The 23,985-nt window shown below is 44.2% G+C and carries 22 protein-coding genes; 18 read left to right on the plus strand and 4 right to left on the minus strand.

Going from position 1 to position 23,985, the window contains the following annotated elements:
- Positions 1-19: 19 nt before the first annotated feature.
- The 8 genes from holB (at position 20) to tsaD (ending at position 5,985) form a co-directional block, all read left to right on the plus strand.
- Positions 20-1,048, plus strand: coding sequence for a DNA polymerase III subunit delta' (gene holB, locus GM612_RS06995; RefSeq protein ID WP_343031839.1), 1,029 nt, complete (start codon positions 20-22; stop codon positions 1,046-1,048).
- A gap of 64 nt (positions 1,049-1,112) precedes the next feature.
- A complete protein-coding gene (locus GM612_RS07000) occupies positions 1,113-1,445 on the plus strand; it encodes a DNA replication initiation control protein YabA (protein ID WP_155431674.1) in 333 nt (110 codons plus the stop codon).
- Positions 1,432-2,346 carry a 16S rRNA (cytidine(1402)-2'-O)-methyltransferase gene (rsmI, locus tag GM612_RS07005; RefSeq protein WP_155431675.1) on the plus strand — a complete coding sequence of 305 codons (915 nt, stop codon included), beginning with the start codon at positions 1,432-1,434 and terminating at the stop codon, positions 2,344-2,346. Before GM612_RS07000 ends, rsmI begins: the two co-directional genes overlap by 14 nt.
- A gap of 22 nt (positions 2,347-2,368) precedes the next feature.
- Positions 2,369-3,136: an acyl-[acyl-carrier-protein] thioesterase gene (locus tag GM612_RS07010; RefSeq protein WP_155431676.1), complete on the plus strand. Its 768-nt coding sequence runs from the start codon at positions 2,369-2,371 to the stop codon at positions 3,134-3,136.
- A 66-nt stretch (positions 3,137-3,202) separates the two neighbouring features.
- Positions 3,203-3,925, plus strand: coding sequence for a tRNA (adenosine(37)-N6)-threonylcarbamoyltransferase complex dimerization subunit type 1 TsaB (tsaB, locus tag GM612_RS07015; RefSeq protein ID WP_155431799.1), 723 nt, complete (start codon positions 3,203-3,205; stop codon positions 3,923-3,925).
- The gene (rimI, locus tag GM612_RS07020) at positions 3,909-4,493 is read left to right on the plus strand and encodes a ribosomal protein S18-alanine N-acetyltransferase (protein ID WP_155431677.1); all 585 of its coding nucleotides are present in this window, start codon (positions 3,909-3,911) and stop codon (positions 4,491-4,493) included. Before tsaB ends, rimI (GM612_RS07020) begins: the two co-directional genes overlap by 17 nt.
- Positions 4,480-4,935, plus strand: coding sequence for a ribosomal protein S18-alanine N-acetyltransferase (rimI, locus tag GM612_RS07025; RefSeq protein ID WP_155431678.1), 456 nt, complete (start codon positions 4,480-4,482; stop codon positions 4,933-4,935). The genes rimI (GM612_RS07020) and rimI (GM612_RS07025) overlap by 14 nt, the downstream gene beginning before the upstream one ends.
- A 27-nt stretch (positions 4,936-4,962) precedes the next feature.
- Positions 4,963-5,985, plus strand: a complete 1,023-nt coding sequence (tsaD, locus tag GM612_RS07030; protein WP_343031840.1) for a tRNA (adenosine(37)-N6)-threonylcarbamoyltransferase complex transferase subunit TsaD — start codon at positions 4,963-4,965, stop codon at positions 5,983-5,985.
- A 147-nt stretch (positions 5,986-6,132) separates the two neighbouring features.
- Here tsaD and abc-f read toward each other — a convergent pair whose 3' ends face one another.
- A complete protein-coding gene (gene abc-f, locus GM612_RS07035; protein ID WP_155431679.1) occupies positions 6,133-8,091 on the minus strand; it encodes a ribosomal protection-like ABC-F family protein in 1,959 nt (652 codons plus the stop codon).
- Positions 8,092-8,324: 233 nt separating this feature from the next.
- On the opposite strand from abc-f, the gene GM612_RS07040 reads away from it, so the two are divergent.
- The 4 genes from GM612_RS07040 (at position 8,325) to GM612_RS07055 (ending at position 13,539) form a co-directional block, all read left to right on the plus strand.
- The gene (locus GM612_RS07040; protein WP_155431680.1) at positions 8,325-8,963 is read left to right on the plus strand and encodes a redox-sensing transcriptional repressor Rex; all 639 of its coding nucleotides are present in this window, start codon (positions 8,325-8,327) and stop codon (positions 8,961-8,963) included.
- Between the two features lie 215 nt (positions 8,964-9,178).
- Positions 9,179-9,463 (plus strand): co-chaperone GroES, encoded by a 285-nt coding sequence (groES, locus tag GM612_RS07045; RefSeq protein WP_343031841.1) that lies wholly within the window; start codon positions 9,179-9,181, stop codon positions 9,461-9,463.
- A 60-nt stretch (positions 9,464-9,523) separates the two neighbouring features.
- Positions 9,524-11,149: a chaperonin GroEL gene (gene groL, locus GM612_RS07050; RefSeq protein ID WP_155431681.1), complete on the plus strand. Its 1,626-nt coding sequence runs from the start codon at positions 9,524-9,526 to the stop codon at positions 11,147-11,149.
- A 554-nt stretch (positions 11,150-11,703) separates the two neighbouring features.
- The gene (locus GM612_RS07055; RefSeq protein ID WP_155431682.1) at positions 11,704-13,539 is read left to right on the plus strand and encodes an APC family permease; all 1,836 of its coding nucleotides are present in this window, start codon (positions 11,704-11,706) and stop codon (positions 13,537-13,539) included.
- A 291-nt stretch (positions 13,540-13,830) separates the two neighbouring features.
- Here GM612_RS07055 and lrgB read toward each other — a convergent pair whose 3' ends face one another.
- The gene (lrgB, locus tag GM612_RS07060) at positions 13,831-14,595 is read right to left on the minus strand and encodes an antiholin-like protein LrgB (RefSeq protein ID WP_155431683.1); all 765 of its coding nucleotides are present in this window, start codon (positions 14,593-14,595) and stop codon (positions 13,831-13,833) included.
- A 38-nt stretch (positions 14,596-14,633) separates the two neighbouring features.
- Positions 14,634-15,080: a CidA/LrgA family protein gene (locus tag GM612_RS07065; protein ID WP_155431684.1), complete on the minus strand. Its 447-nt coding sequence runs from the start codon at positions 15,078-15,080 to the stop codon at positions 14,634-14,636.
- A gap of 278 nt (positions 15,081-15,358) precedes the next feature.
- Between GM612_RS07065 and GM612_RS07070 the strand changes: the two genes are divergently transcribed.
- Positions 15,359-16,453 (plus strand): glycosyltransferase family 4 protein, encoded by a 1,095-nt coding sequence (locus tag GM612_RS07070; RefSeq protein WP_155431685.1) that lies wholly within the window; start codon positions 15,359-15,361, stop codon positions 16,451-16,453.
- 269 nt (positions 16,454-16,722) lie between these two features.
- On the opposite strand, the gene GM612_RS07075 is transcribed toward GM612_RS07070, so the two are convergent.
- A complete protein-coding gene (locus tag GM612_RS07075; protein WP_155431686.1) occupies positions 16,723-17,373 on the minus strand; it encodes a YigZ family protein in 651 nt (216 codons plus the stop codon).
- Positions 17,374-17,427: 54 nt separating this feature from the next.
- On the opposite strand from GM612_RS07075, the gene GM612_RS07080 reads away from it, so the two are divergent.
- The 5 genes from GM612_RS07080 to prfB all read left to right on the plus strand — a co-directional run bounded on the left by GM612_RS07080 (position 17,428) and on the right by prfB (position 23,947).
- A complete protein-coding gene (locus GM612_RS07080; RefSeq protein WP_425500339.1) occupies positions 17,428-18,768 on the plus strand; it encodes an ATP-dependent helicase ComFA in 1,341 nt (446 codons plus the stop codon).
- The gene (locus GM612_RS07085; protein ID WP_155431688.1) at positions 18,769-19,449 is read left to right on the plus strand and encodes a ComF family protein; all 681 of its coding nucleotides are present in this window, start codon (positions 18,769-18,771) and stop codon (positions 19,447-19,449) included. It begins immediately after the preceding gene.
- Between the two features lie 159 nt (positions 19,450-19,608).
- On the plus strand, positions 19,609-20,169 hold the full coding sequence (hpf, locus tag GM612_RS07090; RefSeq protein WP_155431689.1) for a ribosome hibernation-promoting factor, HPF/YfiA family: 561 nt from the start codon (positions 19,609-19,611) through the stop codon (positions 20,167-20,169).
- Between the two features lie 211 nt (positions 20,170-20,380).
- On the plus strand, positions 20,381-22,744 hold the full coding sequence (gene secA, locus GM612_RS07095; protein ID WP_155431690.1) for a preprotein translocase subunit SecA: 2,364 nt from the start codon (positions 20,381-20,383) through the stop codon (positions 22,742-22,744).
- 86 nt (positions 22,745-22,830) lie between these two features.
- Positions 22,831-23,947, plus strand: a protein-coding gene (prfB, locus tag GM612_RS07100) for a peptide chain release factor 2 (RefSeq protein ID WP_216644511.1) whose coding sequence is annotated in 2 segments (ribosomal slippage) — positions 22,831-22,890 and positions 22,892-23,947 — 1,116 coding nt in all. Because the reading frame shifts where the segments join, the coding sequence is not laid out codon by codon here.
- Positions 23,948-23,985 lie beyond the last annotated feature (38 nt).

Consider the following 23,985-nt stretch of genomic DNA (forward strand, 5'->3'; position numbering starts at 1 on the left):
TAAGGAGTGACTCGTTATCGTGGCTGAGCAAGCTGAACAGAACTTAATTGAACAAGCTGAGCAAAAGCAACCTCGGCTAATGAATCATTTTATTCATTTGGTGACGACTAACCGGCTGAGTCACGCCTATTTATTTTCGGGCCTACCAGGTTGTGGAAAGCGCGCCGTGGCACAAGTTGTTGCCATGCGGCTATTTTGCCAGCAGCCAACTAACTCGGGGCTACCGTGTGGGCATTGTCCAGAATGTCGCCGGATTTTGGCGGGCGATAACCCAGATGTTGTAATGGTGGAACCTGATGGTCAGCGAATTAAGATCGATCAGGTTCGCTACATTAAAGATGAATTTTCTAAGAGTCCAGTTGAAGGCGCCACGAAAGTCTTTATTATCGAGGGTGCTGAGACGTTGACGACCAACGCGGCTAACGGATTATTAAAATTCATTGAAGAGCCGGTTGCCAACCGGGTGATTTTCCTACTGACTACCAACAAAAGCATGATTTTGCCGACGATTCTATCCCGGTCGCAAGTGGTTGAATTTCCGGCGTTATCCAGTTCTGCATTTGCCGACACATTACGTGAGCGTCAAATCTCTGACAATCAAATTTCGTTACTGAGTGCGCTGACAAATAGTTTGGAAATTGCGGAAAAACTGACTAATGATGATTGGCTGGCCAATTGTCAGCACGAGTTGAGCCGCTGGTTTGGACAATTAGCCAAACGCGATGACATGGCATTTGTCACCGTTTCAACTGGGCTGATGCCCCTTGCAAGTGATCGGGATCATCAGGGAGTTTTACTGGACGCAATTATCTTACTATGGGAGACAACGTTAAGAGTTAAGTATTTGCCAGACGCTCTCGATACAGCATTTCCAGAGCTTCAGCAGACCACGGTGAACGTGGCCCAATCGTTAACCCGGCAGCAATTATTAGACATTTTGACGGCGGCTTTAGGTACCAAGAAGTTATTGGCAAGCAACATGAACATTCAAAGTATTTTGGAAACGTTGACGCTTAACATTTTAGCGGAACTTAAAAAAGTGGCTTAACGCGCTAGACGGATGTAATTATGGTGCGTTACTTACATATCGGAAAATTAAGGAAGGTGTAATTTTGGCAAAGCGAGATGTCTACGAAGATCTAAAAAACTTACAGGCCGAAATGACACAAATGTTAGCAAAATTCACTGAAGTTCAAGATGAAGTGACTCAAACGTTGGAAGAAAACGCCGAATTAAAAATTGAAAATCAGCATCTCAGAGAAGCACTGCACGAAAACGGCGAACCAACGGGGGATAGTCATGAACCGCAATTATCGAAATCACGCCAGAATCTAGAAAAACTCTACGAACAAGGATTTCACGTTTGTAATTTTGAATATGGCAAACGTCGCGAAAATAATGAACCCTGTGCTTTTTGCTTAGATGTTATCTATGGTGAACGATGAAAGGAGGCGCCACTTGCAATCACAGTTAAGTTTTTCAACTCAGAATCAGACTGGAACACTCTACCTGGTTCCCACACCAATCGGTAATTTAGGTGACATGACTTTTCGCAGTGTGGACGTTCTTAAACGGGTCGATTTGATTGCTGCTGAAGATACCCGCAACACGCAGAAGTTACTAAATCACTTCGAAATCGAAACGTCACAAATTAGTTTTCATGAACATAATACGCAGGAACGGATCCCGCAACTGGTAGCAAAATTGAAGGCCGGACAAAACTTAGCGCAAGTCAGTGATGCCGGGATGCCATCAATCAGTGACCCTGGGCACGAGCTAGTCGTCGCCTGCATCGAGGCGGGTATTCCAGTGGTACCGTTACCGGGTGCTAACGCTGGTTTGACAGCCTTGATTGCATCTGGGCTAGACCCACAACCGTTTTATTTCTACGGCTTTTTGGATCGCAAAGCCAAATTACAAACTGAAGAACTTAGTGAATTAAAGACTCGTTCGGAAACGTTGATCTTTTATGAAGCACCGCACCGACTGGCCAAAACGCTTACGCGACTGGCTAAAATTTTGGGTGATGACCGAACCGCCAGCCTTTGCCGGGAACTGACTAAGAGGCATGAACAATTTATTCGTGGTACTTTAGAAGAACTGTTGAATTGGGCTAGCACTTCGGATCGGGTTCGTGGTGAATTCGTGATCATTGTTAATGGGAATCCCGATGGCAATGCCACAGTAAAAACGGCGGACTTCAGTAACCTTAGTATTGAAGATCATGTTGATCAACTCATGGCGACGGGACTCAAGCCGAATCAGGCAATCAAAGAAGTTGCTCATTTGCGTGGCATGAGAAAGCAAGAGGTTTATCAGATCTTTCATCATCTTGATCAGAATTAAAATAGGATTAGGGGACAATCATATGGGTGCAAGCACATTTTCAGAACAACATCAAATTACGTTTTATGAAGCGGATGTGACCAATACCGTCACGCCAGCAATGTTAGTCAACATGATTATTTTGGCATCTGAGCACCAGACGACCGCCCTTGGTGTCGGAAGTGATGTCGTTGCCAAGCAAGGACTCGGTTGGGTGGTTACCCAGTATAAAATGGATATTACACGGCTGCCGAAAGCCGATGAGACCATTACGCTAACAACTCGTGCCACTTGTTATAACCGTTACTTTGCATTTCGCGAATTTTGGGTTCACGACAGTGATGGCAAAGAATGTGTTCACGTTGAAAGTATCTGGGTAACGATGGATCATGAGACGCGTAAGATTGTGACTATTCCGGCCAACATTATTGAGCCGTTCGAGTCCGAAAAAGTTAAAATGATTCCTAGACTGGCGCGGCCTAAAAAGTTAACGGATCGAGATCAGTTGTTATCAAAAAAGTATCGGGTTCGCTACTTTGATATTGACGGTAACGGTCACGTGAATAACGCTCGTTACTTTGACTGGCTCTTAGACGCCTTACCAATGAGTTTTCTAACCCGGCATGACCTGACTGGAATCAATATTCGTTTTGAAAATGAAGTTCAGTACCATCACATGGTCACCAGTGAAGCAACACTATTGACTGATATCAACGAACCAATCGTCACCAAACACCATATTGTGACGGAAGACGGCGGAATCGCTACGGAGGCTGAATTTCATTGGCGTCCAATCACTAACCAGCAGTAGCGTTACCACAACCATTGGTGTATGATGATGGCTGTATAAATGACAAAAAGGGGTCAGATCAACGAAATGAAAGTATTGGCATTGGATACCTCCAATCAGCCGTTATCTGTTGCTGTGATGAAAGACCATCAGGTGTTGGCTACAACAACGGTAACGACCACTAAAAAACACGCGGCACATTTGTTGCCAATCATAAATGCGTCAATGAAAGCCGCTCAGTTTGAACCTGAGGATCTGGACCGCGTCATTGTGGCAGATGGTCCTGGGTCCTATACAGGAATTAGAGTGAGTGTGACCGCGGCTAAAACACTAGCAGAAACCCTACATATTGAGTTAGTGGGTGTTTCAAGTTTAGCAACGATTGCTGCCAACGTGCCGGTTGAAGGCCAACTGGTAGCAGTGTTGTTTGACGGTCGCAATGACAATGTTTTTGCCGGTGTGTACCGGATTAAAAACGGCGCACCCGAAAATGTCATTGCAGATCAGCATATTGCGTTTGAAAAGTTATTACCGCAAATCAAGAAATTGGGAGAACCAGTTGTTGTGCTTGGTGATTTAGCCGCCTTTAAAACCCGGTTAGATAGTCAGCTTAAGGAGCACTTTATCTCTTACCCGCAAGAAAACAGTTTGCCAAGTGCCGTACAACTAGGCCGACTAGGCGAAAGTTTAAAACCCGTCACAGACATTAATGCGTTTGTGCCACGGTATTTGCGTCTGACCAAGGCTGAAGCTGACTGGCAACGACAGCACCCGAAAGAGGATAATAGGGACTATGTTGAAAAAGTTTAAGCACTGGTACCAGCGAATGTTTCAAGTGCAGGATGCCAAGTACCAAGATGTGTTAGACATCAAAAACCACGAAGTTCACATTCAAAACGTTGCCTATTTTTTGGCAAAGGCACAGTTTACTGATATTCCTGAGATGTTGGGCATTGAACGGGCGGTCTACGGTGGTAAAACACCCTGGGACTCAGCCGCATTTGCCAGTGAACTTCGTCGTCAGACTGACAGGCTGTATCTCGTGCTACGGCGACATGATCGACTATTGGCGTTCATTGGCTGCACGTTTAACGATGATAAAAGTGATGCGCACATCACTAATATCGCCGTTGTGCCTGACTTTCAAAACCGCGGGTTAGGTCATTTTTTAATTGCTATTATGATCAAGAAGGCTCGTCAGCTTGGGTTAAGCCAAGTCTCCTTGGAGGTTCGTTTAAGTAATGTCAGGGCTCAAGCGCTTTATCAAGACCTTGGGTTTGAAAAGGCCGGTATTAAAAAGGGATATTACTTTGGCGATCATGAGGATGCTGTGGACATGATTTTAACGACTGGAGAGACACGTGATGACGACCTATAAGGCTCAGGTGCTGTCAAATGCTGCCTTACCACCCTTAGCAGCTGCCTGTGCAGTAGTTGCAAAACGGGCCTATCCCGTCGGAGCAGCTTGGCATCTAACGGGCTTTCAGCAAGATATGGCAGCTGCTCACCGCTTATACGCCGTCGTGCGGGTAGAGGGGCAACTATTAGCATACGTGGGTGCCATTCGGGTTCTTGATCAAGTTGACATCACGGGTGTTGCCGTTGACCCAAACTATCAACGAATTGGTCTTGCTAAGAAGCTAATGGCAGCCCTATTTGCTAAGTTGACGGCTGGTACCGACGTTTTTTTAGAGGTCCGAGCTGCTAATTGGCCTGCACGAAATTTATATTGCCAAGTGGGTTTTAAGCCGATCGGCGTGCGAAAAGACTATTATGAACATCCAGACGAGGATGCCGTTTTAATGAAATTATCAATTTAATTCGTTCTAAGAAAGGAGAGGGGTCACGTGGAACGTAATCTAATTTTAGCTTTTGAGTCCAGCTGTGACGAAACGAGTGTTTCAGTTGTCGAAAACGGTTCTAAAATTTTGTCTAATATCGTGGCAACCCAAATTAAGAGTCACCAACGGTTTGGCGGTGTGGTACCCGAAGTGGCTAGTCGTCACCATATTGAGCAGATCACTGACTGTATTGACCTTGCCATGTCGAAAGCAGGCGTCGGGTACAGTGATCTTAATGCAGTAGCTGTCACTTACGGACCGGGATTAGTTGGTGCGTTATTGATTGGTGTGACCGCGGCTAAGACGGTGGCCTATGCTCACCATCTGCCATTAATTCCGGTCAACCACATGGCCGGGCATATTTACGCGGCGCGTTACGTTAAGCCAATTGAATTTCCTTCATTGGCCCTGTTAGTATCAGGCGGGCATACTGAATTAGTCTACCTGGCTGCTCCAGGTAAATTCGAGATCATTGGTGAGACTCGGGATGACGCGGCGGGTGAAGCCTATGATAAGATTGGTAGGGTACTGGGTATCAATTATCCAGCTGGTAAGGAAGTTGACCGGCTTGCCCATCTCGGGAAGGATACCTTCAACTTTCCGCGTGCAATGGATGATTCTGAGTCGTTTGACTTTAGTTTTAGTGGTTTAAAGAGTGCCTTTATTAACACTGTCCACCACGCCGATCAAATTGGTGAGACATTAAACCGTGAAGACTTAGCTGCCAGTTTTCAGGCCGCAGTGGTTGATGTCCTTGCAGACAAAACCGTTCGGGCTTTGGATGCTTATCCGCAAGTGAAACAACTGATCTTAGCAGGTGGTGTGGCTGCCAATCAAGGTTTGCGAGAACGTTTAACGGCTGAATTGCAGGCCTTTGATTCGGTTGAGTTTGTTAAGGCACCACTTAAATTATGTGGTGACAACGCTGCAATGATTGGTGCAGAAGCTTATGTGGAATATCAACAGCAACATTTTGGCAAGCTAGATTTAAATGCTGACCCAAGCTTAGAATTTGATTTCATGGCTTAAGTTTAATTTCAATGAAATAGTAAATCGGTTTTAGCGTATTCAAAAAGGTGGTCATCAATTTCGCTCACTAACGAAATTGATGACCACCTTTTTGATGACTAAACTGAAGTGTGAACCACTTCCAGTATTTCAAAAAGATCAACGAATCTAGCCCGTTAATTCTTCCAACTGTAAAGAAGTCTCCTCCCAACTTGCTTCTGTGACCTCGATTTCCTTAGTGACCGATTCAAGTTGACTTTGGAGCTCTGCCATTTTGGTAGGATCTGAAAAAACGTCAGGTTGAGTCATCGTTGTTTCAAGTTGATGCTTATTTTCATCGAGTTCAGTAAGTTTATTTTCTAGTGCTTCCACTTCACGACTGAGCTTACGTTGCTGCTTTTGGGTTTCCTTAGAAGCTTGATAACTCTGTTTGCTTTGACTAACGGTTTTAGTTGGGGCGCCATCGTTGGCATCAGCAGCTTCTTCGCGGGCTTTTTCGGCCAAAGCCTGCTGCTCTTCCTTCTTTTCAATGAAGTAGTCGTAATCACCTAGGTAGAGTTCAGAACCTTTGGCAGATAATTCAACGACTGAGGTAGCGACTTGATTGATAAAATACCGGTCATGAGAAACAAACAAAATTGTTCCGTCAAAATCGTTGAGGGTATTTTCGAGTACTTGACGGCTGTCGATATCCAGATGGTTGGTCGGCTCATCAAGAATCAGGAAATTATCGTGTTTCATGGCTAACTTGGTGAGCAGAAGACGGGCCTTTTCCCCACCGCTCAAACTGTGGACCATCTTGTCAACATCTTCACCACTAAAAAGAAAACTACCAAGAATCGTTCGGATATCCCTTTCAGGTGTGGTGGGGTGATCATCCCAGAGTTCATCTAAAACCGTTTTATTGCCGTGCAATGACTTTTGCTCTTGATCGTAGTAACCGGTATCAACGCCAGTTCCAAAACGAACACTACCCCCTAAAGCCGGTATTTGACCCAAGATAGTTTTTAGAAGGGTCGATTTACCCACACCGTTTGGACCAACAATGGCAATTGCCTGATGTTTTTTAACGTTCAAATCAATTGGCTGTGCCAACACTTTTCCAGGATCGTAACCAACGGCCAGATCCCGCACTGTTAAAACAATGTTGCCACTCTGCCGATGGGGCGTGAATTCAAAATGGGCCACCTTATTGTCCGCTTCTGGCCGTTCGATCCGATTCATTTTTGCTAATTGTTTGCGACGTGCCTGCGCCCGTTTGGTGGTGGAAGCCCTGACGATGTTGCGGTTCACAAAGTCTTCCAGTTGTGAAATTTTATGTTGTTGCTTGTCGTATTCCTTCCACTGCCGTTGTAATTGAGCAGCTTTTTGGGTCACGTAGGCCGAATAATTACCGTGAAAGTGGGTGACTGTGCCCATCGACATTTCGTAGACGTCAGATACTAACCGGTCAAGGAAGTACCGGTCGTGAGAAACGATCAGTAACGCCCCTTTGTATGATTGGATATAGCCTTCCAGCCAGGTCAACGTTTCAACATCCAGGTGGTTGGTGGGTTCGTCCAGGACTAGCAAATCGCGTTTTTCCAAGAGTAATTTTGCCAGTGCCAGCTGCGTTTTTTGACCACCTGATAGTTCATTTATCGAGCGGTTATAATCTGGTTCGTCAAACTCGAAGCCGTGCAGCACACCACGAATCTCCGCTCGGTAACCATAACCGTTGTCGCGTTTAAACTTAGTTTGCAGTTGATCATAGGTTTTCGATATTTGTTCAAAACGTTCATGATTATTAATGATTTCAGGATCACTCATCTGTTCTTCGAGGTGGTGAAGTTCAGCCTCTTGATCTTGCAGATCCTTGAATACACTAGTCATTTCGTCCCAAATAGAGTTGTTGGAATCAAGGCCGGTATCTTGGGCGAGATACCCGATGGTCATGCCTTTTTTATAGATAATTTGACCCTCATCGGGCGCATCGATTCCAGTGATCATACGAACGAGGGTTGATTTACCCGCCCCATTTCGACCGACCAGTGCAACCCGCCCGTGTTCAGGCACGTCCAGACTGACATTGTCAAAAAGGGTATCCGCACCGAATCGACGTGTTACTTGTTGGACCTGTAATAACATGTTGAATCAGCTACCTTTCTATTGTGAAACTATTTTAACATTAAATGCATGGCTTCCGATAGGCTATCATCGTGGTTCTGCTATTTTTTATTGAAAATTATTTCACAAAATAGCCGAATATGCTACAATTAACTAGGACGATGATTTCACAAGCGCTGTTTTTCCTATTAATTTGCTATCATTGAAGTTTCAAGATCGTTTACTTTCTATCATTCACAAGGAGGACAAGAGACTTGACAGAACAGAAGATTCCAAAGGCAACCGCAAAACGTTTGCCGATTTATTATCGCTATTTAAATATCTTAAAAGATGCTGACAAGACGCGGGTCTCATCCACTGAGCTCTCAGATGCTGTTAAGGTTGATTCGGCCACTATTCGCCGTGATTTTTCCTACTTTGGCGCACTTGGTAAGCGCGGCTACGGCTACGATGTCGAGAGTTTGCTAAAGTTTTTCAAGAAAATTTTAAATCAGGATAAGTTGACCAACGCCGCCCTGATCGGGGTTGGTAATTTAGGTAATGCCCTGCTAAACTTTAATTTCCACCAAAACAGTAATGTGCGAATCAGTGCGGCTTTTGACGTTCGGCCAGATTTGGCGAATACCGTTCAAAGCGGTGTCCCAATCTATCCGATGGCAGAACTGCGTAAACAACTGGAAGACCAACAGATTAAAATCGTGATTTTAACTGTGCCTTCGTCAGTTGCCCAAGACGTCACCGATGAAGCAATTGCCGGTGGGGTTCGAGGGATCCTGAACTTTACGTCATTACGGTTGTCTGTACCAAAGGACGTACGGGTTCAAAACGTTGATCTGACTAATGAATTGCAAACGCTGATTTACTTCCTTGATCATTATAATGATGAGGACTAGGGTGGTGCAATCCGACTCAGAATGATTAGCCAAGTGCTAACCATTCTTTTTTTATGAAAAAGCTTAGAAATTACGAGTTTTGGTGGGTATTTAAAAATTTTTGGTGAAATCTCTTGCAATTGAAAAGGAATAATTTTATAGTATTAACTGTGATTAGCACTTATGTTAGATGAGTGCTAACAGTGCTAAACTTTATATTTATTGGAGGGATTCAAGTGTTAAAACCATTAGGAGACCGTGTTATTTTACAAGCACAAGAAGAAGAGGAAACAACTGTTGGCGGTATCGTGTTAGCAAGCAATGCGCAGGAGAAGCCACAAACGGGTAAGGTTATTGCTGTTGGTGATGGCCGTGTGCTTGACAATGGTGAAAAGGTTGCGCCAAGCGTTAAGGAAGGCGACACTGTCTTATTTGATAAATACGCTGGTACTGAAGTTAAGTACGAGGGCACCACTTACTTGGTAGTCCACGAAAAGGATTTAGTTGCCATCGTCGACTAATCTAGTTTCAATCAAGAATTTAATGTTTAAACTATACTAATTATGAGGTGAAGTTAAATTATGGCTAAGGAACTTAAATTTTCTGAAGAAGCCCGCTCATCAATGCTTGCTGGTGTGGACAAATTAGCAGATACAGTAAAAACAACTCTCGGTCCTAAGGGTCGTAACGTTGTTTTGGAACAATCATATGGTAACCCGACCATTACAAACGATGGTGTTACGATTGCAAAGGCAATTGAACTTTCTGACCACTTTGAAAACCTTGGCGCCAAGTTGGTTGCTGAAGTTGCTTCAAAGACTAACGATATTGCCGGTGATGGTACTACTACTGCTACTGTTTTGACCCAGGCTATTGTTAACGAAGGCATGAAGAACGTGACTGCCGGTGCTAACCCAGTTGGCATTCGTCGTGGGATCGAAAAAGCTACGACTGCTGCTGTTAAGGCACTTCACGGTATGAGTCACAAGGTTGCAACTAAGGATGATATTGCGCAAATCGCCTCCATTTCTTCAGCTGATGAAGAAGTTGGTAAGTTGATTGCTGAGGCCATGGAAAAGGTTGGTAACGACGGGGTTATCACGATTGAAGAATCTCGTGGTGTTGATACCAGCCTTGACGTTGTTGAAGGAATGCAATTCGATCGTGGTTACATGTCACAGTACATGGTTACTGATAATGACAAGATGGAAGCTAACCTCGATAACCCATACATCTTGATTACCGATAAGAAGATTGGTAATATCCAAGACATCTTACCACTGTTACAGTCAGTTGTTGAGCAAAGTCGTTCGCTGTTGATCATTGCTGATGATATTACTGGTGAAGCATTACCAACACTTGTATTGAACAAGATGCGTGGAACCTTTAACGTTGTTGCTGTAAAGGCACCCGGTTTTGGCGACCGTCGGAAGGCTCAACTTCAAGATATCGCTGTTTTGACTGGTGGTACAGTGATCACTGATGATTTAGGCTTGAATTTGAAGGATGCTACGATCGAACAACTTGGTCAAGCTAACAAGGTCAACGTTACCAAGGATGACACGACTATCGTTGAAGGCGCTGGTGCTAAGGAACAGATTCAAGAACGAGTTGCTGAAATCAAGTCACAAATTGACGCAACAACTTCTGACTTTGACCGTGATAAGTTAAAGGAACGTCTAGCTAAGATGGCTGGCGGTGTTGCTGTGATCCGTGTTGGTGCCGCAACTGAGACTGAACTGAAGGAACGTAAGTACCGGATCGAAGATGCTTTGAACGCTACCCGTGCAGCCGTTGAAGAAGGCTTTGTACCGGGTGGTGGTACTGCTTTGGTTAATGTCATTGGCGACGTTGATAAAGTTGAAGCTGAGGGTGACGAAGCAACAGGTGTTCAAATTGTGCGTCGTGCACTTGAAGAACCTGTTCGCCAGATTGCTGAAAATGCCGGTGTTGAGGGTTCTGTCATCGTTGAACACATGAAGACCTTAGATCAAGGCATTGGCTATAATGCAGCAACCGATAAGTATGAAGACATGGTTAAAGCTGGTATCGTGGATCCAACTAAGGTGACACGTTCAGCACTTCAAAATGCTGCTTCTGTATCAGCATTGCTGTTGACTACTGAAGCTGTCGTTGCCGATGAACCAAAGGATGATTCTGCTGCACCAGCTGCACCCGCACAACCAGGTATGGGCGGTATGATGTAATCGATTCTTCCTTGCGACAAGGGTTTGGAAGCTGATTAATTGAATTTTAAAGCAGAAGCAGTGATGAGTTTTAAGAACCCGTCACTGCTTCTTTGTCGTTTGAATGTGCGTAAAATGGTGGCATTTGGCCAGTAAATGGTTTAATTTCGAGAGAGTAGGGGGATCAGTTCACTGCATTTTGTAAGCGGGATTAGGTTCGAGGGCCTGTTGGGGGTTAAAAATACAAGATGGCAGCCATTAAGGGAATCTGATGAAGTAAGCCGCATCCTTTTTGAAATCGTGTCTAACAGCCAGGAGTAACCTTCATAAAAGTCGAAATAATCACGTCGTATGTAAGCTGTTTTCACAACGGATGATGGGTGCTTTCGGGGAAGCGAAAGAACATTTGGGAACAGCTTGCTTTCACGCTCTAATATGTTGTACAATACCAATTGATTTTGCATACCCGTTTGCGTCATTAATTTAATTTGAATAGTCAATTCCGGATAAGAGCTATCAGTCACTGCTATCCTCGTGGCTGATAGCTGTTATTCGTCGATAAAGGAGTAAACAACATGTGGCGATATTTGAAACGGTTTCTTATTGGTAAACCGTTGAAGACCTCAGACGAGGGGGGCCAGGCCTTAACAAAATTCAAAGCTTTAGCACTTCTTTCTTCTGATGCGTTGTCATCAGTCGCATATGGGACTGAACAAATCACAACAGTTTTAATTACACTTTCTGCAGCTGCTTTAATGTATCAATTATGGGTAGCAGCGCTAGTGTTGGTATTACTGTTTGCTATTACACTGTCTTATCAACAAATTATTCATGCCTATCCATCCGGTGGTGGCGCTTACGTCGTGGCAACGACTAATTGGGGACAATCTGCTGGGTTGGTTGCCGGCGGCTCACTTCTGGTCGATTATATGTTGACTGTGGCGGTTTCTGTGACTTCTGGTACAGATGCCATTATATCGGCGATTCCGTCACTAAGTGCCCATCAGGTAGGAATCTCAATCCTTCTTGTGCTTTTGATCATGGGCCTAAACCTGCGTGGGATGCGTGAGTCGGCATCGTTTTTGACGTTACCGGTTTATTTCTTTATTGCGATGATCCTTATTATGATTGGTTGGGGAATCTACGAAATTGTTACGGGTCAAATTGTTTACCATGCTGCCGCCCATATTGGTGCGCCAGTCCAAGGTATGACGCTCGTTTTGTTCTTCCGTGCCTTCTCAAGTGGTTCATCTTCATTGACTGGTGTTGAAGCCATTAGTAACGCGGTACCGAATTTCAAGAAACCTAAGAGCCATAACGCTAGTGCAACGCTCGCTATTATGGCCACGATTCTGGGGTTCTTCTTTGGTGGCATTACCTTTCTAAGTTATTACTTAGGCATTCGGCCAATGGCTGATAACACTGTTTTGTCACAAATTGGTTCGGCAATTTTCGGTCACGGTTTAATTTACTACTTGTTACAATTAGCAACTGCAGCTATCTTAGCTGTGGCAGCAAATACCGGTTTTTCAGCCTTTCCGATTTTGGCTTATAACCTGGCAAAGGATAAGTTCCTACCGCACGCCTACTTGGATCGTGGCGATCGGCTCGGCTACTCTAACGGTATTATTTCACTGGCACTGGGTGCGATTGTTTTAATTATTATCTTCCACGGGAAGACAAGCCTATTAATTCCATTGTACGCAGTCGGAGTTTTCGTGCCGTTTACTTTATCGCAGTCAGGAATGATTCGCCACTGGTTCCGAGTCCGTGAGGGGAAATGGCCATTAAAAGCAATGATCAACTTCCTGGGGGCTTTCATTTCATTTTCATTGGTGGTCTTTCTGTTCTGGTTGCATTTTGGCAACGTTTGGCCTTATCTGATCGTCATGCCTGCTCTGTGCTACATGTTCTATCGCATCCATCTGCATTATATGAACGTGGCGCGACAGTTAAAGGTGACCGCCGAAAGCGAGTCAGTTAATCACCACTATGATGGGGCAACGGTGATCGTTTTAGTTAGCAACGTAACTCAAGTGACAGCTAACGCTATTGATTATGCGCGTTCGGTAGGTGATTACGTGATTGCAATGCACGTTTCATTCGATGAGAATCCACGCAAGGAGCATAAGACCGCTCAAAAGTTTAAGGTCGAATTCCCTGATGTTCGATTTGTGGACATTCATTCTTCTTATCGGTCAATCATTACGCCAACGCTGCGGTTCTGTGATGTGATTGCGAAGCGGGCAGCTGAACGGAACTTTACAACGACCGTCTTAGTTCCACAATTTGTACCACGACGGCCATGGCAAAATATTTTGCATAATCAAACAGCGTTACGACTGCGATCAGCATTGAATACGCGTGAAAACATCATTGTTTCAACGTATAGTTACCACTTAAAACGTTAATAAAGAATTTAAGGCAACACTACAATTAAACAAACGAAATAGGGTTCCTGGAGACCAGCGACGATGTGTCGATTCTGGTCTCTAAGAACCCTATTTTGATCTTATGTGCTTGAGCAGCAATTTAATTGGCTCATAATGGCAGGTTGTTATTATCAATGAGACACCTGTATTTAACGTCAAATGCCGTTTGCAGTCAGAAGCTAGTCGAAAAATGCCTAGAGCAGCCAAAATAGGTCTAAAAAAAGCCCCGGAGCAAATGCTCTGGGACCTTTTTGAACGATGACTTTGAGATTAGAATAAGTGCATCATTGAAGCGAATGGTGGAACAACGACATCAACAACGATTGAAATAACAACAACCGCGATTGAAGCCATAGCACCTTGGATAGAACCAAGTTGAACGGCCTTCGCTGAACCAACCGTGTGTCCTGCGGTACCTAAACCTAAACCAGCACCAACGGGATCACTGTTCAAACGGAAGATCTTGATCAAGAAGTCAGCTAAAGCGTAAATCAAGACGGCGTTTAAGATACATGCCATCGCAGTTACGGCTGGCACGCCACCAGTGGCGCCAGAAATAGGCATCGCAATAGCAGTCGTTGCAGCTTGTGGTAACATTGATGAAATCATCTGGTTGTTCAAACCGAACAGTTTGGACATGTAGTAGATGATAAACAGTGAAATAACCATCCCGACAATTAATGAAAGAATAATTTCAAGCCAGAATTTTTTAACAACGTCATTACGACGGTATAGCGGAATGGCGAACGCAATAGTGGCAGGGTTTAAGAACCAGAAGATAATATCGCCACCTGGTTTGTAGGCTTCCATGTAGAAGGTTGGCAGGGTAACACCGAACCATTTAGCCATTAACCAAAGGATAAAGATACCTAATACCATACCAACGAATAGCGGTTGGAACAAGAAGAAACCATTTGAAATCTTAAATAGCCATTGACCAATTAAGAAAACGATTAATGATAGAAAGATACCAAAAAAGGCAATTCCACCAATTTTCGGATCTAACGCATTACCAAAAAAGTTGACCCAAGTCATTTAACTCAATCCTTTCTTTATTAAGATGAGAGTACCAATTACTGGATATCCGTGCTCTTGTGGAAGACGTGACGGCTGATAGCCATGAAGCCAGCGGTCGTGTAAGCAATGACAACTAACAAGATGATAGTCGCTAAGATAATAGTGACGATCAACATAACCCCAGTAAAGGCACCATCGTCAGTAAAGACGTTCAGTGAGTTGGCCATTTGAATTCCAGAAGGAACAAACAAGAAGGCAATCAGACTGATTAAGAAGTCGGCCATCTTTTCTACTTGGTACAACTTAATAATGTGTGAGGCTAAAAGCACGTACATCAAAACCAAACCAATAACCGGAGTTGGCACAGGAAACGACTTAGGGAATAATGGAGAAATCAATGATGACACAAACAGAACACACGCAAAAATACCCATTTGTTGTAAAATAGGTGCCGGTTCGTGTTCAACCTCCGATGTTTTGGCAGCTTGTTGATTACTTGCCATAGGTAAACACTCCTTTCAAAATATATATAAAAACTTTCACAAACTTGCAAAGCGTTTCCACTTCACATATACAGTATAATAATTTTTGCTTAAAAAGGCAAGAAGATAAAGATGTATTGGCATACAAAGCGGGATACGCAACTTGTGAAAAACCCGAAGAATCAGCTCTCATTGCTCAAAAATGCACGGATAATGTTGAAAATTCCATTAAGATTCATTGTGTTTACTGAAAGCGATTTGTATAATAGTACCAATGCGTCATGAAGAGAGGAATACAAATGAAATTTGAAATCATCGTCAGTTTGGTTGCGACCATGATTTTATCCGCGATCCTGACGCCGTTCGTACGAAAGTTGGCGTTCAAGGTTGGCGCTATCGACAAGCCAAACGCTAGGAGAGTCAACAAGGTGCCCATGCCAACCATGGGCGGTCTGGCAATCTTTTTGGCCTATACATTTGCCACTGTTTTCCTGTTAAGGGAACAAATACCGACCCGTCAGCTTTGGGGCGTATTCGGCGGCGAATGCGTCATTATTTTGACTGGAATCATCGATGATATCTTTGAATTAAAGCCCCGTCAAAAAGTTTTGGGGATCTCAATTGCAGCGCTGGTAGCCTACTTCGCGGCCGGTGTCAAAATGAGTCACGTCACAATTCCGTTTGTTGGTATGGTCTCGCTTGGCTGGCTGAGTCTGCCAGTCACCTGGATCTGGATCTTAGCCATTACTAACGCAGTCAATTTGATTGACGGCCTGGATGGGTTAGCAACCGGAGTAGGGATCATCGCATTGTCCACGATGGGAATTACCGGCTTGTTTTTCTTGAACGTTGCCAATACTTTCGTCGCAATCTCAATTTTCGCCTTGGTTGCTGCGATGGTTGGCTTTTTACCCTATAATTTCTTTCCCGCTCGCGTTTATTTGGGTGATACCGGGTCGCTATTTATCGGCTTTATGATCTCGGTTTTTTCACTCTATGGTTTGAAAAACGTCACTTTTATCACGATGATTATTCCGGTCATCATCTTAGGTGTTCCAATTACCGACACGGTTTACGCTATTTTACGGCGAATGCTTAATCGGCAGCCAATTTCACACGCGGATAAGCACCATCTGCACCACCGGTTGATGCAGATGGGCTTGACTCACCGTCAAACGGTGCTTGTTATCTATGGTATCGCGCTGATTTTTGCCTTTATCTCACTGCTTTATCCAATTTCACCAACCTGGGGCGCAATCTGTTTGACAATTGCTAGTCTAGTTGGTTTGGAGCTATTTGTGGAGGCCATTGGGCTGGTTGGCAGTCACCGTCAACCGTTACTTAACTGGATCAAAAAATTGGTTAAGGGTACGACGTCAAAGAGTTCCCGATAACTAAAACTGCATTTTAAAATTGTTAAAACTAAGTGCTATTCACTTGGTCAGCAATCGAGACGGTGACAATACTCAGCGATTAATAAAGTGGGCACTAATTTCTAGATTACTCAATCGAGGCTAAACAGATTTAGATCACCGCCATATAGCGATACTTAAAGTGGGTTCCCTAAACTTTTGGGAACCCATTTTTGATTTTGCGACATTCTGTGACCTAAACGTGTTCTACCACCTTTGCTACTTTGCGGGTCATCGAAGGTAGCCCTTCCTTAGGATTCGCCGTAAACTGGAACATCCACTTCGTGATAAGATTCGGTGCCGACGTCAAAGGTCGTTTGTCCTGATAGTAAGTTCATGACATCGTTTTTCAAGGCTTCCAAATCAGGTGTGTCGACTGCCACTTCGACTTTGACCTGTGCCGTGTACGCTGTGTCTTCAATCGCAATTTTTTGCTGTTCTAAAAAGTAACCTAGTTTTTCAAAGTTGGAGTAACTTACAGTCATCGTGACGCTGGTCTGCAAAACTAATTTGACGAGGCCGACACTCTCAATTGCGCGAGATGTGGCATTGCTGTAGGCACGGATCAAACCGCCTGCACCTAATTTAATACCCCCAAAATACCGTGTCACCACAGCGACTAAGTTATGTAAATTCATTTTTTTTAAAACTTCAAGGATTGGGACACCGGCTGTACCAGAAGGCTCTCCGTCATCTGATTCTCGCTGGATCTCATTATGCTCACCAATCATATAGGCAAAGCAGTTATGGTTAGCCTTGGTATTTTGGTGCCGAATCGTTTCGATAAAAGCATCGGCATCTTCCTTGGTTGTGACCCGCTGTAAATGGCAGATGAACTGTGATTTTTTGATATCCAATTCATGACTGCCAGACGTTTTAATTGTTAAATAATTTTCTGGCATATAAACATTGTCTCCTTTTCTGACGTAGTTAGTTGAGAAGGGATGATGAAAATGATTGATGCAGAACAGTTATACGGTCGTCAAATTTTGGCTGATGAGGTTCACTTAAATAACGCACAAGGCGTTCAACTGATTCGACGCCCTGCACTGGCAATTCAAGACCGTTGGGTACTTTGTCAGCGGTGCGGTCAACGAACGTTAAAAAAAGAAGTCCGGTTACCTGGAAATAAATTTTATTGCCCCCATTGCTTCCAACTGGGTCGGGTGACCTCTGATCAATGGCTGTGGTCGTTAGCCGAGCCTAACTTGTTCATGCCTATTGCAAGCTCACCGTTATCTTGGCGTGGTAAATTGACACCCGCACAGGCCAGCTGCAGTCAACAAGTTCGTCAATACTTTGCAGCCGGTCGGACGCACTTGCTTTGGGCAGTAACTGGAGCCGGTAAAACTGAAATGTTATTTCCGGGGATCCAATGGGCATTGTCGCATGGTCTGCGAGTTGGCATTGCGTCGCCTCGAGTCGATGTTTGTCTCGAACTGGCACCCAGATTTGAAGCGGCTTTCAAAAGCATTCCTCAAATTGTCCTGTATGGCGATATGAGTGGCACTTATGAATACCGCCAACTAACGATTTGCACCACTCATCAACTACTCCGATTTTACCATGCTTTTGATGTTTTAGTGATCGATGAGGTGGATGCTTTTCCATTTGCTGCTGACCCAGGATTAAGCTTTGCGGCTGAACAGGCCAAAAAAGAGAGTGGGGCCCTACTGTACTTAACCGCCACTCCCAGTCGAGAATTACAACGTCAAGAAAAGCAAAATAGATTGACGGTTAGCTATCTGCCTGCCCGCTACCATGGTCACGCCCTGCCGGAAATCAAAGTCAAGACGACTGGTAACTGGCGGAAAAGACTTAACCAGAACCACTTGCCTGGAAAGGTAAACCGAACACTTAGTCAATTGATCATGAAACAAAGACGATTTTTAATTTTTGTGCCACACGTTAATGACTTGCCAAGGGTTGAGACGGCGTTAAAAAAGCAGTTTCCTCCTTTAAAGTTGGCGACTGTCCATGCGACTGATCCGCAACGCCACGAAAAAGTGCAGTGGATGCGGGATCAACAGATCGATTGCTTGATCACCACGACAATTTTAGAACGGGGAGTGACTTTCTCTGACATTGACGTTATTGTGATTGGTGCAGATGACCAGGTTTTTTCGACTGCTGCACTGGTTCAAATCGCGGGTCGCGTTGGCCGTAAAGCTGACTTTCCCAGTGGATTAGTTCAATTCTTTGCTGATAGCCAGACTAAGGTGATTCGTGAAGCGCGCAGGCAGATCCGGTTTGTGAATCGCAAAGCCCGACAAGAAAAATTGATTGGTGATGTGTAAATGCAAACTTGCTTACTCTGCCACCGTGAAAACTTATATCAGCCGACCCTTTGGCAGCTACTCAATTTTCAAACCGTTTCACAATCTCCCGTCTGCACCGGCTGCTGGCAGACCTTTGAGCCGATACCGGCTGATCAGGCTTGTCAGGGGTGTGGACGACGAAGCGCAGAGAAAAAATGCCCGGATTGTCAAAAATGGCAAGCAGATTCCTCGTTTTCAAACCGTGCCCTTTACACCTACAACGCCCCTTTAAAACGCTATATGTCACAGTATAAATTTAACGGTGATTACCGGCTGAGACGGGTGTTTCAAGGTCAGTTCCAGCAAGCAGTGAAAACGCTTCAGGCTGATTTGATCGTGCCGATTCCGATTAATCAATCAACCCGAAAACAACGGGGCTTTAATCAGGTCCTGGGCTTTTTGGAAGGGGTCGAGACTCTGGCTGGATTAGCTACTGTACAGTCAGATAAATCTGTCCCGCAATCGGCCAAGACACGGCAACAACGTCTGCTAACTGCGCAGCCGTTTAAATTGAACGTTGATGAGGAAGTATTTCGTAAAAAACGGGTTTTGCTTGTTGATGATATTTATACGACGGGCCGGACAATTCGACATGCTGCTGAGTTATTGATCGGGGCTGGTGCCCGTGAAGTTATTGGCCTTACACTCGCCCACGGTTAAGCTCTTTTCAGACATTTTAATGAGGCTTCTCTGCCCTAAACTATTGTGTATTGTAGCGCTTTCTATTATAATTGGTTTATAAACAAAACAAATATTTAGGCACGCTTTTCAACCACGCTTAAATCAACTTTTGTTTGTTGTGGAAGGGAGAGAAGTTCTATGCTCACATTCAATATTCGTGGTGAAAACATTGAGGTCACTCAGGCAATTAGAGACTACGTACAAAAGCGGATCAGTAAGCTTGAGAAGTATTTTGAGCAAAGCGTCGATTCAACTGCGCACGTTAATTTAAAGGTTTACCAAAATAAGGATTCAAAGGTGGAAGTAACCATTCCGCTTCCTTATTTAACCCTTCGTGCTGAAGAGACGTCACCAGATCTTTACGCAAGTATTGATTTGGTTACGGATAAGCTAGAGCGTCAGATCCGCAAGTACAAGACAAAGATCAACCGTAAGTCACGTGAAAAAGGCTTCAAGAACCTTGAGTTTACACCTGAGGACGCAGAACCTGCTGACACAGATAATGATTCATCGAAGTTAGAAGTTGTTCGTACGAAGCGGGTATCTTTGAAACCCATGGACAATGAAGAAGCAATTCTACAAATGGATATGCTAGGGCACGACTTCTTTATCTATGAGGACGCTGAAACAGACGGCGTCAATATTGTATACCGTCGTAATGACGGTCGCTATGGTTTAATTGAAGCCGGCGAAGAATAAATTTAAGAATTTAACAGTGAAAGGGTCGAAGCCGTATGCAGAGAGGCTTCGGTCCTTTTGTTTATACTGAGTGAAAACGTTGTCAGAATATTTTTTGCATTATCAGCTCTCGATTAGTTTCAAAACCCTGTCATAAATGTTAGACTAATTGTTGGTATGCAATCAAAATGAATGAGTTAATTGAGAACACATAAACAGAAGGGAATCAAGTATGGCCAACATTTTAAGACGCTGGGTCGAAAGTGACAAACGTGAACTTCGACGAATCAGCAAACTTGCAGATAAAGTAAATGCGTATTCAAAAGAGTACGAGGCTTTATCCGATGACGAATTAAAAGCAAAAACGCCAGAATTTAAAAAACGATATCAAGATGGTGAAACCCTGGATGATCTATTACCTGAGGCGTTTGCCGTTGCACGTGAAGGCGCCAAGCGAGTCCTTGGTTTATACCCGTTCCACGTCCAAATTATGGGTGGAATCGTGCTGCATGAAGGAAACATTGCCGAAATGAAAACTGGTGAAGGTAAGACGTTGACAGCAACGATGCCCGTTTATTTGAATGCCCTGGCTGGCAAGGGCGTCCACGTGGTTACGGTCAACGAATACCTATCGTCTCGTGATGCTTCCGAAATGGGTGAGCTATACAATTGGTTAGGTTTGAGCGTTGGCTTGAATTTAACTGAAAAATCACCTGAAGAAAAGCGGGCAGCTTATAACGCTGACATCACTTATTCTACCAACTCAGAAATTGGGTTCGATTATCTTCGTGATAACATGGTAGTTTATAAGGAAGACATGGTTCAACGACCGCTGAACTTTGCAATCGTCGATGAAGTTGATTCAATTTTAATCGATGAAGCTCGGACACCGTTGATCATTTCTGGTCAGTCTGAAGGTACGTCGCAGTTGTATCAACGAACCGATCGTTTCGCCAAGACGCTGACTGAAGATACTGATTTCAAGATCGATTTGGAATCAAAGAGTGTGTCGCTGACGGAAGATGGAATTGCTAAGGCCGAGAAGTACTTCAATCTGAAGAACCTTTATGATACTGACAACACGGCTTTAACCCACCATTTAGACCAAGCGCTACGGGCGAACTTCATCATGCTGCGTGATAAGGATTACGTGGTAAGTAATGGTGAAGTTTTGATCGTTGATTCATTTACCGGCCGTGTTATGGAAGGCCGACGTTATTCTGACGGCCTGCACCAAGCGATTGAAGCTAAGGAAGGTGTGGACATCCAAGAAGAGTCTAAGACCATGGCTAATATCACTTATCAAAACATGTTTCGGATGTATGATAAGCTAGCTGGTATGACTGGTACGGCTCGGACTGAAATTGAAGAATTCCGTGAAATTTACAATATGGAAGTGATTTCAGTACCAACTAACAAACCGGTAATTCGTTTAGACGAACCTGATGTGCTTTACCCAACGTTGGAAGCTAAATTCAATGCTGTGCGTGACCGCATTAAGGAGCTTCACGAAAAGGGTCAACCAATGTTGATTGGTACTGTGGCGGTTGAAACCTCAGAATATTTATCTCAACTTCTGGATGAAGCTAATATTCCACACGTTGTTTTAAACGCTAAGAATCACGCCAAGGAAGCCGATATCATCATGAACGCTGGTCAGCGAGGTGCCGTGACCATTGCCACCAACATGGCTGGTCGTGGGACGGATATTAAGCTTGGACCTGGTGTCCGTGAACTTGGTGGTCTAGTTGTTTTAGGTACTGAACGGCATGAATCACGGCGAATCGATAATCAGCTTCGTGGTCGTTCTGGGCGTCAAGGTGACCCTGGTCTGACTCAATTCTATTTGTCGCTGGAAGACGATTTAATGCGGCGGTTTGGGACTGACCGGGTCAAAGCTTTCTTGGAACGGATGAACGTTGAAGGCGAAGATGCTGTGATTAAGAGTCGCATGATCAGTCGTCAGGTTGAATCTGCTCAAAAGCGGGTTGAAGGAAATAACTATGACTCACGGAAGAACGTTTTGCAGTATGATGATGTTATGCGTGCACAACGTGAAGTGATTTATGGTCAGCGAAACCAAGTCATTAACGAGGATAAGTCCTTGCGGTGGGTTATTATGCCAATGATCAAACGAACTATTGACCGTGTGGTTAACCTGCACACTCAAGGTGAACAGAAAGATTGGGATTTAAGCACAATTTTAGATTTCGCAATCTCAGCGTTGGTTAGTCCTGATAAGGTTAGCTTAGATGACTTTAAGGATAAGGATGCTGACCAGATCAAAGCCTTCTTGTTGAGCCTTGCTGAGAGCGTTTATAAAGAAAAGCAAAAGCAGCTTTACGATCCGGCTCAAATGTTGGAATTTGAAAAGGTCGTTATCTTAAGAGTTGTTGACTCTCATTGGACAGACCATATTGACGTCATGGATCAATTGAGAACTTCAATTGGTTTGCGTGGGTATGGGCAATTGAATCCATTAGTTGAATATCAACAAGACGGTTATCGGATGTTTGAAGAAATGATTGCTGATATTGATTACGATGCGACTCGACTGTTTATGAAGTCAGAAATTCGGCAAAATATTACACGTTAAACAAGCTGAAAGTCTGCATAGTCGCTGCTGGCTATGCAGATTTTTACTGTCGAGACAGACATCATTAGTCAGATGGAGGGAAAATCATGGAATTAAGTGATATTAAAAGAGACTTAAAAGCAATGTCGGCAGAGATCGATGGCTTTGGGAGGTCTCTTTGACTTAGATGCTTTAAACGAAAGCATAGCCATTAACGAGTCAAAGATGGCGGAACCTGGTTTTTGGGATAATCAAGCCAGAGCTCAAAAGTTGATTGACGAAACTAATCAGTTAAAAGCCAAATCAGAATCTTATAGCGACCTGAAGAGTCAACTAGATGACGTTCAAGTTGCTGTGGAATTACTAGAAGAGGAGCCAGACGCCGAAGTTCAAAAAGAATTAGAGACTAATTTAGCAACTTTAAAACAGAATCTACAGCAATATCGGTTAAACTTACTGCTGAATGGTCAATATGATGCCAATAATGCGATTTTAGAAATTCACCCTGGTGCAGGTGGAACAGAATCTCAAGACTGGGGATCAATGCTGTTGCGGATGTACACCCGCTGGGCAGAACAACACGGCTTTAAAGTGGACACTCTTGATTATCAAGCCGGTGATGTTGCCGGCATTAATTCGGTCACATTGTTGATATCTGGGCATAATGCGTACGGCTATCTGCGTTCTGAAAAGGGTGTTCACCGCCTCGTTAGAATCTCGCCGTTTGATTCTGCGGGTCGTCGGCATACTTCTTTTGCGTCTGTCGACGTCTTGCCAGAACTAGACGATTCCGTTAATATTGACATTAACCCAGCCGATTTAAAGGTCGATGTCTACCGGGCAAGTGGTGCCGGTGGACAACACGTTAACAAAACCTCTTCGGCGGTTCGAATTACCCATGAACCAACGGGTATTGTTGTGGCCAGTCAGGCTCAGCGTTCACAACTTCAAAACCGGCAAACGGCAATGAACATGTTGAAAGCTAAGTTATATGAGCGCGAAGAAGAGAAAAAAGCGCAGCAGAAGGCGGCTATTGAAGGTGAACAGTTGGACATTGGCTGGGGTTCACAGATCCGCTCGTACGTTTTCCATCCTTATACAATGGTAAAGGACCACCGAACAAACTACGAAACAGGTAATGGTCAAGCTGTGATGGACGGTGACCTTGACCCGTTCATCAACGCTTATTTACAATATCAATTAGAGCAGTCAAACCCTGATTAACGACGGCAGCGCCTGACAAATCGCAAACACGACACGTT

This window comes from Secundilactobacillus folii, assembly GCF_009720675.1.
In the GTDB taxonomy this organism is placed as follows: Bacteria; Bacillota; Bacilli; order Lactobacillales; family Lactobacillaceae; genus Secundilactobacillus; species Secundilactobacillus folii.